10 protein-coding genes are annotated in these 14,104 nt (G+C 55.8%); 5 read left to right on the top strand and 5 right to left on the bottom strand.

Annotated features, from left to right (window positions below; translation table 11 throughout):
* Window positions 1-91: 91 nt before the first annotated feature.
* The 4 genes from BM205_RS23080 to BM205_RS23065 all read right to left on the bottom strand — a co-directional run bounded on the left by BM205_RS23080 (window position 92) and on the right by BM205_RS23065 (window position 6,678).
* Window positions 92-742, bottom strand: coding sequence for a DUF1345 domain-containing protein (locus tag BM205_RS23080; RefSeq protein WP_092417199.1), 651 nt, complete (start codon window positions 740-742; stop codon window positions 92-94).
* A gap of 161 nt (window positions 743-903) precedes the next feature.
* On the bottom strand, window positions 904-3,972 hold the full coding sequence (locus BM205_RS23075; protein ID WP_092417198.1) for an efflux RND transporter permease subunit: 3,069 nt from the start codon (window positions 3,970-3,972) through the stop codon (window positions 904-906).
* A gap of 13 nt (window positions 3,973-3,985) precedes the next feature.
* Window positions 3,986-5,170: an efflux RND transporter periplasmic adaptor subunit gene (locus tag BM205_RS23070; protein WP_092417197.1), complete on the bottom strand. Its 1,185-nt coding sequence runs from the start codon at window positions 5,168-5,170 to the stop codon at window positions 3,986-3,988.
* A gap of 23 nt (window positions 5,171-5,193) precedes the next feature.
* Window positions 5,194-6,678, bottom strand: a complete 1,485-nt coding sequence (locus BM205_RS23065; RefSeq protein ID WP_092417196.1) for an efflux transporter outer membrane subunit — start codon at window positions 6,676-6,678, stop codon at window positions 5,194-5,196.
* Between the two features lie 600 nt (window positions 6,679-7,278).
* On the opposite strand from BM205_RS23065, the gene groES reads away from it, so the two are divergent.
* From groES to BM205_RS23040, 5 genes are all read left to right on the top strand, one after another.
* Window positions 7,279-7,572: a co-chaperone GroES gene (gene groES, locus BM205_RS23060; RefSeq protein WP_092360168.1), complete on the top strand. Its 294-nt coding sequence runs from the start codon at window positions 7,279-7,281 to the stop codon at window positions 7,570-7,572.
* Between the two features lie 101 nt (window positions 7,573-7,673).
* A complete protein-coding gene (gene groL, locus BM205_RS23055; protein ID WP_092417195.1) occupies window positions 7,674-9,323 on the top strand; it encodes a chaperonin GroEL in 1,650 nt (549 codons plus the stop codon).
* Between the two features lie 336 nt (window positions 9,324-9,659).
* A complete protein-coding gene (locus BM205_RS23050; RefSeq protein ID WP_092417217.1) occupies window positions 9,660-10,709 on the top strand; it encodes a methionine ABC transporter ATP-binding protein in 1,050 nt (349 codons plus the stop codon).
* Window positions 10,699-11,352 (top strand): methionine ABC transporter permease, encoded by a 654-nt coding sequence (locus BM205_RS23045; RefSeq protein ID WP_092360165.1) that lies wholly within the window; start codon window positions 10,699-10,701, stop codon window positions 11,350-11,352. The genes BM205_RS23050 and BM205_RS23045 overlap by 11 nt, the downstream gene beginning before the upstream one ends.
* A gap of 60 nt (window positions 11,353-11,412) precedes the next feature.
* The gene (locus BM205_RS23040; protein WP_092417194.1) at window positions 11,413-12,222 is read left to right on the top strand and encodes a MetQ/NlpA family ABC transporter substrate-binding protein; all 810 of its coding nucleotides are present in this window, start codon (window positions 11,413-11,415) and stop codon (window positions 12,220-12,222) included.
* A gap of 169 nt (window positions 12,223-12,391) precedes the next feature.
* Here BM205_RS23040 and BM205_RS23035 read toward each other — a convergent pair.
* Window positions 12,392-14,104, bottom strand: a 1,713-nt coding sequence (locus tag BM205_RS23035) for a YadA family autotransporter adhesin (protein WP_175511364.1), incomplete at its 5' end; no start/stop codon positions are given.

Here is a 14,104-nt window from a genome sequence, read left to right as displayed (position 1 = left end):
TTAACCGGTCATTCCCGGCCCCATAAGAAAAAAGCCAATCCGCAAGGATTGGCTTTTTTTACGTCGCAAGCGAAACGCTCTTATCGGAAACTTACCCGACCAGACCGGCCGCGATATTGATCGACAAGCCCAGGATGGCTGAATTGAACAGGAACGTCAGTATCGACTGCATCAAGACGATCTTGCGCATTGGTCGCGTCATGATGCTCACATCGGAAGTTTGTACCGCAACCGCCATGGTGAAAGAAAAATAGAGGAAATCCCAGTAATCGGGATTCTTTTCATCGTCAGGGAAGCGCAGCGGCAGTTTGTCGGCATCGCAGGCATAGAACAGACGTGCATAGTGCAAGGCGAAGACGGTGCCGACCATGAACCACGAGCCCAGCACAGTCATCCCGGTAAACAAGTACCGGAGTTCTTTCGGTCCCGGCAAGAAGTCCTTGGTTTGCGTCAATCCCATTACCACCGCGCCGATGCTGGAAACGGCCGCGATGCAAATGATGACCAGGATCATGGTATCGTTTTCATCTTCTATGGCGGCGCGGCTTTTCACCAGTTCCGATGTGGCTCTGGTCATCATCCACCAAAGCGTCACCAGGTAAGTCCAGACGCCTGCATTCCAGGCTATCAGCAGCTGCGTCAGGTGCGAGCCCTGCGGCAGGATCGCCCAGACCACGACACCTACCAGCAACGCAATCACCAGACGCGGGTGTGTATGAAAAACCAGGCGGCGTATATCCATGTTTGTCCTCAGTTGAATCCTGTATCGAGATGCGGCGAGGCTGCAATCAAGCCGCCAAGCCATTTTTATCGATAGCATAGGGTAACCAGGGACTTTCGTGTATTTTCGTTGGATGCAGCACGCAGTCGTAGGGTGGGCACAACGGCTTGCCCACCCTACTGCTACTTCTCAGCGGCATGTAGTTTGCCACCAGCTACACCGGCAGCTGCCTCACCGTGTTTGCGCCGGAATTTACGTTTAGACCAAATCAGGAAGTCATCGACATACGTAAATACCACCGGTATCACCAGCAGACTCAAGAATGTCGACGTCACCAACCCGCCGATCACGGCAATCGCCATCGGTCCGCGGAAACTGGAGTCGGCTCCCAATCCCAGCGCAATCGGCAACATGCCGGCACCCATGGCGATGGTGGTCATGACGATCGGCTGGGCCCGCTTGTGGCAAGCATCCATCAAGGCGTCGAAGCGGCTCAGTCCGTGATCGCGCCGGGCCACAATGGCGTACTCCACCAGCAGAATCGAATTCTTGACCGCAATCCCCATCAACATCAGCAAACCGATGAGCGACGGCATGGAGAACGAATTATGTGTGATCAGCAATGCCGCAAATGCGCCACCGATGGACAAAGGTAATGCCGCCAGAATCGTCACCGGTTGCAAGAATCCTTTGAACAGCAGCACCAGCACCATATAGACGCACAAGACACCAGTCAGCATCGCCACGGCGAACCCGGAGAACAACTCCTTCATGACTTCCGCATCGCCCAATTCGCCGCGCTTGACGTTAGGTGGCAGGTTTTTCAGGTTCGGTAACTGATTGATCTTGTCCATTACTTCACCCAGTTCGTGACCGTTCAGCTCAACATGGATGATCACGCGGCGGTTACGGTCGATGCGGTCGATACGCGCCGGTCCGCTGTCAAAACGAATATCGGCGACAGAGCTAAGCGGGACGTTGCCGTTTTTTCCTTGCACCGACAGGCGTTCCAGCACACTCATGTCGTGCCGCGCATCTTCCGGCAAGCGCACGCGAATCGGCACCTGGCGTTCCGGCAGATTCAGCTTGGCAACCGATTGATCGTAGTCGCCCGAAGTCGCTATGCGCAGCGTATCGCCAATCGCCGAAGCGGTAACGCCAAGATCGGCGGCTTTGGCAAAATCAGGCGTGACGATGATTTCCGGACGCACCAGGCTGATGCTGGAAGTCACATTACCGAGATCCGGAATGCCGCGGATTTCACGCTCTACCGCTTGCGTCACCGCACTGAGTGCTTGCGGATCGTCGCCGGACAACAATAATTGCAGTTCCTCGCCGTTGCCGCCGGCGCCGACTGTAAACCGCAAACCTGGTAACTGCTGCAGCAGCTTGCGCAGCTCCATATCGACCTCGCTCTGCTTCTTTTTACGCTCCGGCATATCCCTGAGCAGTACGGTCAAAGTCGCGCGCCTTGCATCATCGCCGCCAATCGCGCTATACACCTGGGACACATCCTTATTGGTCATCAACAAGCTGCGTGCGTATTCTGCGCTGGCGCGGGTATCCGCCAGGATGCTGCCAGGCGGCAGTTCCAGCGTGACTTGCGTCTGGCCTCTGTCGCTAGCGGGAATGAAGCCGGTCGGCAAGAAAGGAATCATCGCCAGGGATGCAGCAAAGAATACCGCAGCCATGATCGTGGTCTTGACCCGGTGATGCATGCACCACGATGCAACCACCAGATACCTGGTCATCAAACGACTTTCCTTTTTCTCATGCACGATCGGCTTTAACAAATACGCCGCCATCATCGGCGTCAGCAGCCGAGCCACTATCAATGAGGTAGTCACCGCAATGGCGGCAGTCCAGCCGAATTGCTTGAAAAATTTACCGACGATGCCACTCATGAATGCCGTTGGCAAAAACACCGCGACCAGCGTAAACGTGGTGGCCACCACCGCCAGGCCGATTTCGTCGGCAGCTTCCATCGCCGCCTGATACGGCGTTTTCCCCATGCGCAGATGGCGCACGATGTTTTCGATTTCAACGATCGCATCGTCAACCAGGATCCCGATCACCAGCGCCAGCGACAGTAAAGTCACGCCGTTGAGAGTAAAGCCAAGGTAATTCATCGCCATGAAAGTGGGGATGATAGACAGCGGCAGAGCAGCAGCAGCCACCAGCGTTGCGCGCCAGTCGCGCAAGAAGAACCAGACCACCAGCACTGCCAGGATCGCCCCCTCATACAACAGCGACATGGAACCATCGTAGTTTTCCTGGACGGCGTCGACGTTATTGAAAGCTTCTTCGATCTTGACGTGCGACGCTTTCTCGTTCAGCGCAGCGACCGCTTTTTTTACGGCTTTGGCGACAACGATTTCGCCAGCGCCCTTGCTTCGTGTGATTTCAAATCCGACCACCGGTTTGCCGTCGAGCAGCGTAATCGCCGTGCGTTCACCGACGCCATCGGTCACCTTGGCGACCTGGTCCAGGCGGATAACGTGACCGTCCGGCAAAGCCATCTGCAACGCAGCGATCTCAGCCACATTGCCGACGGTGCCGATGGTGCGCACCGATTGCCGGGCGCCGCTGATATCGGCTTTTCCGCCCGGCGCCTCCTGCTGCACACGTTGCAGCTGGCGCGAGATTTGCGCCGCTGAGACGTTCAAGGCCGCCATGCGTTCAGGATCGAGTTCAACCAGCACCTCACGATTGACACCACCGACCCGGGCTATCTTCCCCACACCTTGAACCGACAGCAGGGCTTTGGAAACGTCATTGTCAACAAACCAGGACAATGCTTCTTCATCCAGCTGATCGGATTTTACGGTGTACGTGATGATCGGCTGACCTGAAGTGCTGGCCTTGCCATAGACAGGGTCGCGCAGATCGGAAGGCATATCGCTACGCACGCGATTGACCGCATCGCGTACATCATTCATCGCTTCGGCAATGTCTTTTTCCAGGCGAAATTCGATCTGGATATTCACTACGCCATCGCTGATGGTGGTGTAGATATGACGGATGTCGGTGACGGTAGCCACCGAATTTTCAATCTTGCGCGCGACTTCCGTTTCCAGCTGCGACGGCGATGCACCTGGCAAACTGGCCGTCACTGAAATGAACGGAAATTCGATGTCCGGATCACTCTGCACAATCATGCTTTTGAAACTCATCAATCCCATGATGGTCAGCAAAATGAACAGCAAAATGGCCGGCACCGGATGTTTGATCGAGAGAGAGGAAAAATTCATGGCGGATCCTCGCTTACTTCGATGCCAGCGATGCGTTGCGGGCCGAAATCGGCTTAACGACGGGATTAACGGCGGGCTTAGCGTCCGCCGGATTAGCCACACGTACCGTATCACCGTCTGCCAGGAATCCCGCGCCCTTTTCTATCAGGATCATCGCCGGCGTGATGCCATTGTCGCCACTGGCCACTTCGATCCGTTCGCCGACACGACGCCCCAGAGTCACCTTGGTTTGTATGACCTTGTCGTCCTTACCCAATTGGTAGACATAACTAAAGCCGTCGCGCATCACCACCGAGCTTTGCGGCAAGGTAAGTGCTTCGGCTTGACCCAGCAAAAACTGGCCGGTGCCGAACATGCCGGCGTGCGCACTGCCTGGCACCGGTAAATCGACATACACCAGCGCGTTGCGAGTAAGCGGATCTACCGTAGGTGCAATCATGCGCACCTTGCCGTCTACCAGGACACCGTTGGTCACGCGTAATTTCACTGCCTGCCCGACCTTGATTTGCAACAGGTCCGTGGCGTTAACTTCGGCGCGCCATTCAAGACGATTCTGGCGAATCAGCTTGAATAGCTCTTGCCCTTGGGATGCCACCGCGCCAACCGTTGCGGTGCGCGAAGAAATAACCCCGTCGTCGGGCGCAATCACCTGGGTCTGGCGCAACCGGATCTGTTGCATTTCCAGGCTCGCCTGGGCCGACAACAAACGTGCTTTGGCACTGCGCTGAGCCACCTCGTATTGCGTGGTTTGCTGACCGCTCAAGGCGCCGCTATTGACCAGAGTCCGTGCCCGTTCAGCATTCGCATCGGCCTCGGACAAGGCGGCGCGCGCTTCTTCCACCGCGGCTTTTTGCTGCGCCACCTGGGCCGCCACGCTTTCATTGGTAAACCGGGCCAGGAGCTGGCCACGCTTGACGACGTCGCCGACGTTGACCCGCACTTCCGCCAGCAACAATCCGCCCAGCTCGCTGCCGACCACGGCTTCTTGCCACGCGGCGATGCTGCCGTTGGCAGACAGGGACAATGGCCAGTCGATGCTTTGTGCTTTGGTGGTGGTAACGGTGAGCGACGCCTTCGGCTTGGCCGGCTCCTTGTCGACGGATTTAGCGTGATTGCCGGTAATGGCCCAGAACGCGCCGCTGCCAATGACAACGACGACTGCGGCGATTGCTATTTGCTTGAAAGACGGTTTTTTCATGACAGTATTCTTTACTTGTATTGTTAAGAACGATCGGTGTTTGGCGCAGTAGCAGGCGATGCCGGTATGGCTGCCTGCTCCTTGTCGTTGCGCCAGCCGCCGCCCAGGGCTTTATATAGTGCGATCCAGGCGGTTACGTGTTCGCGTTGTACGCTGATTTGAGTTTGCTGTGCTGCCAGGAAAGTACGGCGTGCGTCTTCCAGTTCAAACAGGCTGCCGCTCCCGGCTTTGAATTTATCGTCGTTGGCGTGGTAGTAACGCTCATATTCCTGCGCCGCCAGCGCCGCATCGTTTTCACGCCGCGCCGCCGCATCCAGCCGCACCAATGCTTCTTCGATTTCTCGCACAGCAGTCCGGACTTGTAGTTGGTAGCCTGCATAAGCCTCATCGTAGCGGGCGCGGGCCAGGTCGACTTCAGCCTTGCGGCGGCCGGCATCAAACAAAGGCAAGTTGAGCGTAGGGCCGAACGACCAGGTATTGGAATGCCCGCTTTGGCCATCAAACCGCAAGCCGCCGACACCGATGCTGCCCAGCAGCGAAATACTCGGATACCGATTCGCCTGGGCGACGTTGATCTCTGCGCCGGCCGCCGCCAGTTCCCGCTCAGCCACCGCGATATCGGGCCGTTGCGACAAAGCTTGCGCGGGCACGCTGTCGACTGTGATGTCGTGTGGTTGCGGCAAGTGCTGGTTAAGTGCGAGCTTGGTGCGCAATACCGGTTCAGGAATATCTGTCAGCGCCACCAGCGCCTTGACATCCAGATCACATTCGGAGCGCTGCACGATCAGCTTTTGCCGCGCATCGGCGGTCGACCCGTTAATCAAGGCGCCGTCGGCAGGCGCAGTAAAGCCTGCCTTGACCTTGAGTGCAGTGAGTTGTCCGGTTTGTTCACGCGATTTCAAATCTTGCGCCAGCATCTCTGTAGTCGCGACGCAAGCGCGGTAGTTGACCAGCGTGCTGCCGACTTCAGCCGCCAGCGACACCCGGGCGCCATACCAATCCGCATTGCGGGCGGATACGCGCGCATTGGCGGCATCGGCAGCTTTGCGTTTGCCGCCGAACAGGTCCAGCTCCCAGCTGGCGTCGAAGGTGGCGCTGCTGCTGGTGGAGATGAAGGCTGTGTCGCCGGTGCCGCCGGAGAGAGTCCGGCTGCGGATGCTACTGGCATTGGCTGCCAGCGAAGGATATAACGCGCTGCCGGACGAAACCGCAGTGGCGCGCGCCTGCGCAATACGCGCCAGTGCCTGCGCCACGCCTGGATTGTTTGCCTCCGCGGTGGCAACCAGCTCGCCCATCAGCGGATCGTCGAATTGCGACCACCAGCGTGTCAGATCGGTTGTACCGCTAGCTGTACCTGCCGCAGCCGGTTGCGGCAGAGTGGCTTGAAACTTTGGCAGCACTGCCTGTGATGATGTGGCTGGCGCGGGTACCTGGTAGGTAGGCCCGACAACACAGCCGGCGATCACGGACAGCAGGGGTACGCTGCCGAGCATCTTGTATAAACGCATTTTTTCCCTTACTTAATTTTTTGAGGGCTCCCAAATTGGGGTTTTTAGTTGTTTTATGCTTTTTACGAGGTAATGCGTTGTCTCAGAATATTTGCTGCAACTCTCCAATTTACAGTGTGTATCGACACTATAAAGAGGACCATTGCCACTGAGTATGTGATTGCGACAATCTGCAGAATCGCGGGGATCAATCGACTAAAACACGGGATGGAATGCAATCAGGCCGAGACGCAGGGAATATGCCTGAAATATTGCCAAAATGCTACTTTCGATCTTTATCGGATATCTTGCCAGATTTCTGCGCAGCAATAATAGCGCGCTTTGTCTCTGTTTAGTAACCCCCATACCACTTTCACCTGACTCGACCGTGTATTCGACAGACTACAAAGAAATGGATATTTCACCGGCGAATCCGAATGCGGGCTTGAAAAATCGACAGAGCGTCCCTATACTTAGCACTCGTTAGGAGAGAGTGCTAACAATCTCCCCGACCTAGTCACTGTGCGGCGCATCTATATATAGCAAAGCAGAGCGGTCAGTTCCCTTTGCTGCGATGTTGCTGCAAATACAAATAACCTGTTGAATCTTAAGGAGTCACATATGAATCTTCGTCCTTTGCACGATCGCGTTATCGTCAAGCGTCTCGACCAAGAAACTAAAACTGCATCGGGTATCGTGCTGCCAGAAGCTGCTGCTGAAAAACCGGATCAAGGTGAAGTCCTGGCCGTCGGTAACGGCAAGATTCTGGACGACGGCAAAGTCCGTCCGTTGGCAGTCAAGGTTGGCGATCGCGTTTTGTTCGGCAAATATTCCGGTCAAACTGTCAAGATCGACGGCGAAGAACTGCTGGTAATGCGTGAAGAAGACCTGTTTGCCGTAGTTGAAGGCAAGTAATTTCGGATAAACCGGGATTATCTGATTGATCGGCGCCCGGCGCTTCTCATCAGGTCCACGCACTACACAATCGAATTCAACCCTCTTCAGGAGAATCAAACATGGCAGCAAAGCAAGTAATTTTCGGCGATGATGCACGCGCCAAGATCGTCAACGGCGTCAACATTCTGGCTAACGCAGTTAAGGTAACTCTGGGTCCTAAGGGCCGTAACGTGGTTCTGGAGCGTAGCTTCGGCGCCCCTACAGTCACCAAGGACGGTGTTTCGGTCGCTAAAGAAATCGAACTGAAAGACAAGCTGGAAAACATGGGCGCGCAGCTCGTGAAAGAAGTCGCTTCCAAGACTTCCGACAACGCTGGTGACGGTACTACTACCGCTACCGTGCTGGCACAAGCCATCGTTCGCGAAGGCTTCAAGTACGTTGCCGCCGGTTTCAACCCTACAGATCTGAAGCGCGGTATCGACAAAGCTGTTGTCGCCATCGTTGCAGAAATCAAGACACTGTCGAAGCCAACTACAACCAGCAAGGAAATCGCTCAAGTTGGTTCGATTTCGGCTAACTCCGACGCTGACATCGGCGAAATCATTGCCAAGGCAATGGACAAAGTCGGCAAAGAAGGCGTAATCACAGTTGAAGATGGCAAGTCGTTGGAAAACGAACTGGACATCGTCGAAGGTATGCAATTCGACCGTGGCTACCTGTCGCCATACTTCATCAACAACCCTGAAAAGCAAGTTGTTGCCCTGGAAAATCCGTTCGTCCTGCTGTTCGACAAAAAAGTATCGAACATCCGTGACCTGCTGCCAATCCTGGAACAAGTCGCCAAGTCGGGCCGTCCTCTGCTGATCATCGCAGAAGATGTCGAAGGCGAAGCGCTGGCAACTCTGGTTGTGAACAACATCCGCGGCATCCTGAAGACTGCAGCTGTCAAGGCTCCTGGCTTTGGCGATCGTCGTAAAGCCATGCTGGAAGATATCGCTATCCTGACCGGCGGCCAGGTTATCGCTGAAGAAGTCGGCCTGACACTGGAAAAAGCCACTCTGGCTGAACTGGGCCAAGCCAAGCGTATCGAAATCAGCAAAGAAAACACCACCATCATCGACGGTGCAGGCGAAGCCATCACTATCGAAGCTCGCGTCAAGCAAATCCGTGCGCAAATCGAAGAAGCATCTTCGGATTACGACCGTGAAAAACTGCAAGAACGCGTTGCCAAGCTGGCCGGCGGTGTTGCTCTGATCAAAGTCGGTGCTGCTACCGAAGTTGAAATGAAAGAAAAGAAAGCACGCGTTGAAGATGCTCTGCACGCTACTCGCGCTGCGGTTGAAGAAGGCGTAGTTCCTGGCGGCGGCGTAGCATTCCTGCGCGCACGTGCTAACGTCAAGAACCTGAAGGGCGACAATCCTGACCAGGAAGCCGGCATCAAGATCGTGCTACGCGCGATTGAAGAGCCACTGCGTCAAATCGTATTCAACGCTGGCGACGAGCCATCGGTTGTGGTTAATGCAGTTCTGGCAGGTAGCGGCAACTACGGTTACAACGCAGCCGACGGCACTTATGGCGACATGATTGCCCTGGGCATCCTGGACCCAACCAAGGTTACCCGTTCGGCATTGCAAAACGCTGCTTCGGTTGCTTCCCTGATCCTGACTACCGAAGCGATGATCGCTGAAGTAGAAGACAAGTCGGCTGGCGGCATGCCAGGCGGCATGGGTGGTATGGGCGGCATGGGCGGTATGGACGGCATGATGTAATTTTGAAGGGCCGGAGTATTCTGGCCCTGAGAAAGCATCGGTTGTTATGCTTTGAAGAAGCCTGCGATGGTTATCCGTCGCAGGCTTTTTCTTTTGGGGCGTAGTCAACAAGGGACAGAGTTTGTAAGCCGCCGTAGCGCGGCGAGCTACTCTGCCCCCATTTAACTGCGCTTGTGGTGTTTGTATTTGTATAGACACGATGGTAATAACGCCATACCTAAATGTTCCTTCCCATGCTTTGCAAACGCTTATAAAATAAGCACTTATTAAATAAAAACCATAACGGCGGCGAGATTGTTGATGTTTATGCAATCAGCTGCCTTTTTTCATTCTGAAATGATAGAAATCAAAGCAGTCACCCAGCGCTTCAACGGCGCACGCGGTCCGGTCGATGCGGTTCGTAACGTTAATCTGACGATACGCAAGGGCGAGATCTTCGGCATCATCGGTCGCAGCGGAGCCGGCAAAAGCACGTTGGTGCGTTGCCTTAACCTGCTGAACCGCCCTACTTCCGGAAACATTGTCGTCGATGGCAAAGACCTGACTGCGCTGAGCGCAGACCAGTTGCGCACCGCGCGACGTGAAATCGGCATGATTTTCCAGCATTTCAATTTGCTGTCGTCGCGCACCGTATACGACAATATCGCGCTGCCGCTAGAACTGGCTGGCATGTCTAAAATCGATATCGAGAAAAAGGTCACACCGCTGCTGGAGCTGGTTGGCCTGACAGCACTCAAGGATAGCTATCCGGCGCAAATCAGCGGCGGCCAGAAACAGCGCGTCGGTATCGCCCGGGCGTTGGCCAATGAGCCGAAGGTCTTGCTGTCCGACGAAGCCACCTCCGCGCTCGATCCGGAAACCACCCGCTCCATCCTGGAATTGCTGCGCAAGATCAATCGCGAGCTGGGCCTGACAATTGTCTTGATTACCCATCAGATGGAAGTCATCAAGATGATTTGCGACCGCATGGCGGTCATGGAAGCTGGCGAAGTGATTGAACACGGTGAAGTGCTAGACCTGTTCCGCTCACCTAAGCATGAAGTAACGCGGGCCTTGATTGGCGATGTGATTGCCCAGGAATTGCCGCAAGGTGTACTGCAGCGCCTGCGCGCACGACTGGCGCAAAGCGATGCGGGCAGTGGCACCGATCACCTGTTCCGTTTTGCGTTTACCGGATCTGGCGTAGATCAACCTTTGCTGTCGGAAGCTGTCCGTAAATTCGATCTGGATTTCAATATCCTGCACGGCCAGATCGATGAAATACAAGGACAGGCTTTTGGCTCCCTGGCGATTCTGGCCAACGGCACCAGCGAAAACATTAGCGCCGCCATGGCTTATTTAACCGAGCAAGGCGTCACTGTAGAGGAATTGAATCATGTCATCTGAAATGCTCGATCTGTTTTTGTCGTCATTCGGAGAAACCTTGATGATGGTTGGCATCTCCGGCATTCTCGGCGCCCTGCTGGGCGTGCCGCTGGGGATTGCTTTGCACCTGACCGGCCGTGACGGCGTCTTGCCGCATCCTCTATTCAACCGGATCGCCGGCTTGATCGTCAACGCGGTGCGCTCCACACCGTTCATTATCCTGCTGGTAGCGGTAATCCCTTTCACGCGCTTTTTCGTCGGTACCTCGATCGGCACCGCGGCAGCCATAGTGCCTCTGACGATTGCCTCCGCGCCATTCATCGCGCGCCTGGTGGAAACCGCATTGCGCGAAGTCGACCGTGGCTTGATCGAAGCGGCGCAAGCAATGGGCGCTACTACCTGGCAAATCGTCTACAAGGTGCTGGTGCCGGAAGCTTTCGCCGGCATCGTTGCCGGCCTGACGATTACGTTCGTCAGCCTGGTGGGTTATTCTGCGATGGCTGGCGCCATCGGCGGCGGCGGCCTGGGTGACCTGGGGATACGCTACGGTTACCAGCGTTTCCTGCCGGAGGTGATGCTGCTGGTGGTAGTGATCTTGATCGTCTTCGTGCAACTGGTTCAAACTCTGGGCGACATCCTGGTGCGTCGCCTCAGTCATCGCTGATTTTTTGAATCCTGCGCAGCCTCGTTGCACAGGATCGTCATGATTTTTGAAAGGAAGAAAATGAATCGTCGTCAATTAGTGCAATTATTTGCTGGCCTCGGCCTTCTCGCCGGCCTCAGCGCAGCTCCTGTCAGCGCTACCTTCGCGCAGGACAAACCGATCAAGATCGGCGCCACCGGTGGTCCGCATGCGCAGATCCTGGAAGTCGTCAAAAAAATCGCGGCCAAGGATGGCTTGAATATCCAGATCGTCGAATTCAGCGACTATGTGCAACCCAATGCAGCCCTGGCGGCCGGTGACCTGGATGCCAACAGCTATCAGCATCTGCCGTATCTGGAAGCGCAAATCAAGGATCGTGGTTACAAACTGACGAATGTCGCCTACACCATCACCTTTCCGATGGGCGTGTACTCGAAAAAAATCAAATCCCTCAAGGATCTGAAAAATGGCGCTCGCGTCGGCATCCCTAACGATCCGACTAACGGTGGCCGTGCATTGCTGTTGCTGCAGGCGCAAGGCTTATTGAAATTAAAAGCCGATGCCGGCTTGAAAGCAACGCCGCTGGATATCGCCGACAATCCTAAGAAACTGAAGATCGTGGAAATCGACGCCGCTCAATTGCCACGCTCGCTGGATGATCTGGATGCGGCCGCAATCAACGGCAATTATGCTGAGTCCGCCGGCCTCGATCCGACCAAGGACGGTATCGCTATCGAATCCGCAAAAGGCCCTTATGCCAACGTCATCGCGATTCGCACTGCAGACAAGGACAAGCCTTGGGTAGCCAAGCTGATCAAGGCTTACCATAGCCCGGAAGTCAAACAGTATGTCGTGACTCAGTTCAAGAGTTCTGTGATCCCGGCCTGGTAATTTGGCAATTCAGATGTAAAAGCCCGCGTTGCAAATGCAACGCGGGCTTTTTTTATTGCTGTGGACATGCTCAAGAAAAAACGCAACGGCGTTCTTTCGAAGCCGTTGCGTTTGCATGTCACTTTGCCATCCGGTCAAGAGCTACGCTCCTGACCGCTGGGCAAACTGCTTATTTCCATTTGAAGCCGTAACCGACGCTGAAGCCAGCGTTTTTACCGGTTGTGCTCACACCGGCGCCCCAGGCACTATTGCCAGTCTTGCTGATAGCCTTGAATTGCAAGGCCAGTGCGCCATATCCCTGATAAGAACCGATACCGACACCGACACCTTTTTCACCGGCCTCCAGAGGCGGCATCACCGCTCCCGACAAGGCCATGCCCATGGCGATACCTGAGTAAGCGACGCGTTTGACATCGCTAATCTGGTTTTGCACATTGTTGAGCTGGGACACATTCACCGCATCGGTAGGATTGATGCCTGGAGCGACATTGGTAATACGACGCTCATTGCCGGCAGAACCAACCGAGACCGTATTATCCTGATCGGCCACCGAATAGGCGCCCAATGCCACCGAGCGGTTCGCGGTCGCCTGTGCCCCTGCCCCCATCGCCACTGCGTCATTGCCTGACGCCAGCGCGTTGTTACCAATCGCTACCGTCGGATCACCTGTGGCTCGAGCGTTGTAACCAATCGCCACCGAACCGGCCTGGGAAGCCAAGGCACGGAAGCCCACCGCTGTGGTATTGGTGTCAGTTGCCTGGGCGTTCGAACCGATCGCCGTAGCGCCATCCTTGGTCGCTTGCGCGCACAGGCCAGAGCCGGTGGCATCCACGCCGTTGACGGTGCCGCAAGTCGCCGCCACCACATTGTTGACTGCGGTACCGGCGGTGCCGCGGGTCTGCACCGTGCCGTTGCTATTAGCGCCACCAATCGTGGTGCCTCCCAAAGTAGCGCCGGAGTCCGTAGCGCTTTTGGAAGCATCGACCAGGGACTTGAGCGATGTCGACAGCGAGGTCGCCCCATTGGCGACACTATTCAAACCTGTTGAGAGCGAAACCACCTGGCTTAAGCCCGTTGACAACGACGAGATGCCGGTCGACAAGGAAGAAATGCCGGTCGATGTCGAAGTCGACAGCGACGTCACATTGCCGTTTGTCGTAGACAGGCCGGTCGACAGTGAACCGACGTTCGAGACGCCGGTGGAAAGCCCGGTCGACAGCGAATTGATACCGCTGTTTGCCGTGCTCAGGCCGCTCGAAGTCGAGGTCGACAACGAGGAGACGTTGCTGTTAGTCGATGCCAGTCCGGTCGATAACGAATTGAGGCCGGCCGCGGTGGAGGTCGACAGCGAGTTCAGCTGGCTGACATTGACCGCGTCGGTGTTCTGCGTACCGGCTGCTACATTGATAATCCGCCGCTCGCCGCCCACTGAACCGACCGACACTACGCTATTGAATCCGCCATCGGTTGAACCTGCACCCAGCGCCACCGAATTCAAGCCAGTCGCGTTCGCGTTCGCACCGATCGCTACGGAGCGCGTGCCTGCCGCCACCTTTGCGTCATCAGAGCCATCCTTTGCGCCGTCGGCTTTGAAGTAATTGGCAACACCCGAACCCTGCAGACTGGAAACGCTGGTCGACAGCGAAGTCACGTTGCTGTTGGTCGAGCTCAAGCCTGTCGACAGCGAAGTCACATTGCTGTTGGTCGAACTGAGACCCGTCGAAGTCGAAGTCGACAATGAAGTCACATTGCTGTTGGTCGAACTCAGGCCGGTCGACAGCGAAGTCACGTTACTGTTGGTCGAGCTCAGGCCAGTCGACAACGAAGTGACGTTACTATTGGTTGAACTCAAGCCCGTCGACAACGAAGTCACGTTGCTATT

It is taken from the genome of Collimonas sp. OK307, from assembly GCF_900113705.1.
Lineage (GTDB): Bacteria > Pseudomonadota > Gammaproteobacteria > Burkholderiales > Burkholderiaceae_D > Collimonas.
This window is presented reverse-complemented; position numbering and strand designations above follow the sequence as displayed.

Coding starts and splice junctions, on each gene's coding strand:
- BM205_RS23080 (WP_092417199.1), bottom strand. CDS start 742: ATGGATATACGCCGCCTGGTTTTTCATACACACCCGCGTCTGGTGATT.
- BM205_RS23075 (WP_092417198.1), bottom strand. CDS start 3,972: ATGAATTTTTCCTCTCTCTCGATCAAACATCCGGTGCCGGCCATTTTG.
- BM205_RS23070 (WP_092417197.1), bottom strand. CDS start 5,170: ATGAAAAAACCGTCTTTCAAGCAAATAGCAATCGCCGCAGTCGTCGTT.
- BM205_RS23065 (WP_092417196.1), bottom strand. CDS start 6,678: ATGCGTTTATACAAGATGCTCGGCAGCGTACCCCTGCTGTCCGTGATC.
- groES (WP_092360168.1), top strand. CDS start 7,279: ATGAATCTTCGTCCTTTGCACGATCGCGTTATCGTCAAGCGTCTCGAC.
- groL (WP_092417195.1), top strand. CDS start 7,674: ATGGCAGCAAAGCAAGTAATTTTCGGCGATGATGCACGCGCCAAGATC.
- BM205_RS23050 (WP_092417217.1), top strand. CDS start 9,660: ATGATAGAAATCAAAGCAGTCACCCAGCGCTTCAACGGCGCACGCGGT.
- BM205_RS23045 (WP_092360165.1), top strand. CDS start 10,699: ATGTCATCTGAAATGCTCGATCTGTTTTTGTCGTCATTCGGAGAAACC.
- BM205_RS23040 (WP_092417194.1), top strand. CDS start 11,413: ATGAATCGTCGTCAATTAGTGCAATTATTTGCTGGCCTCGGCCTTCTC.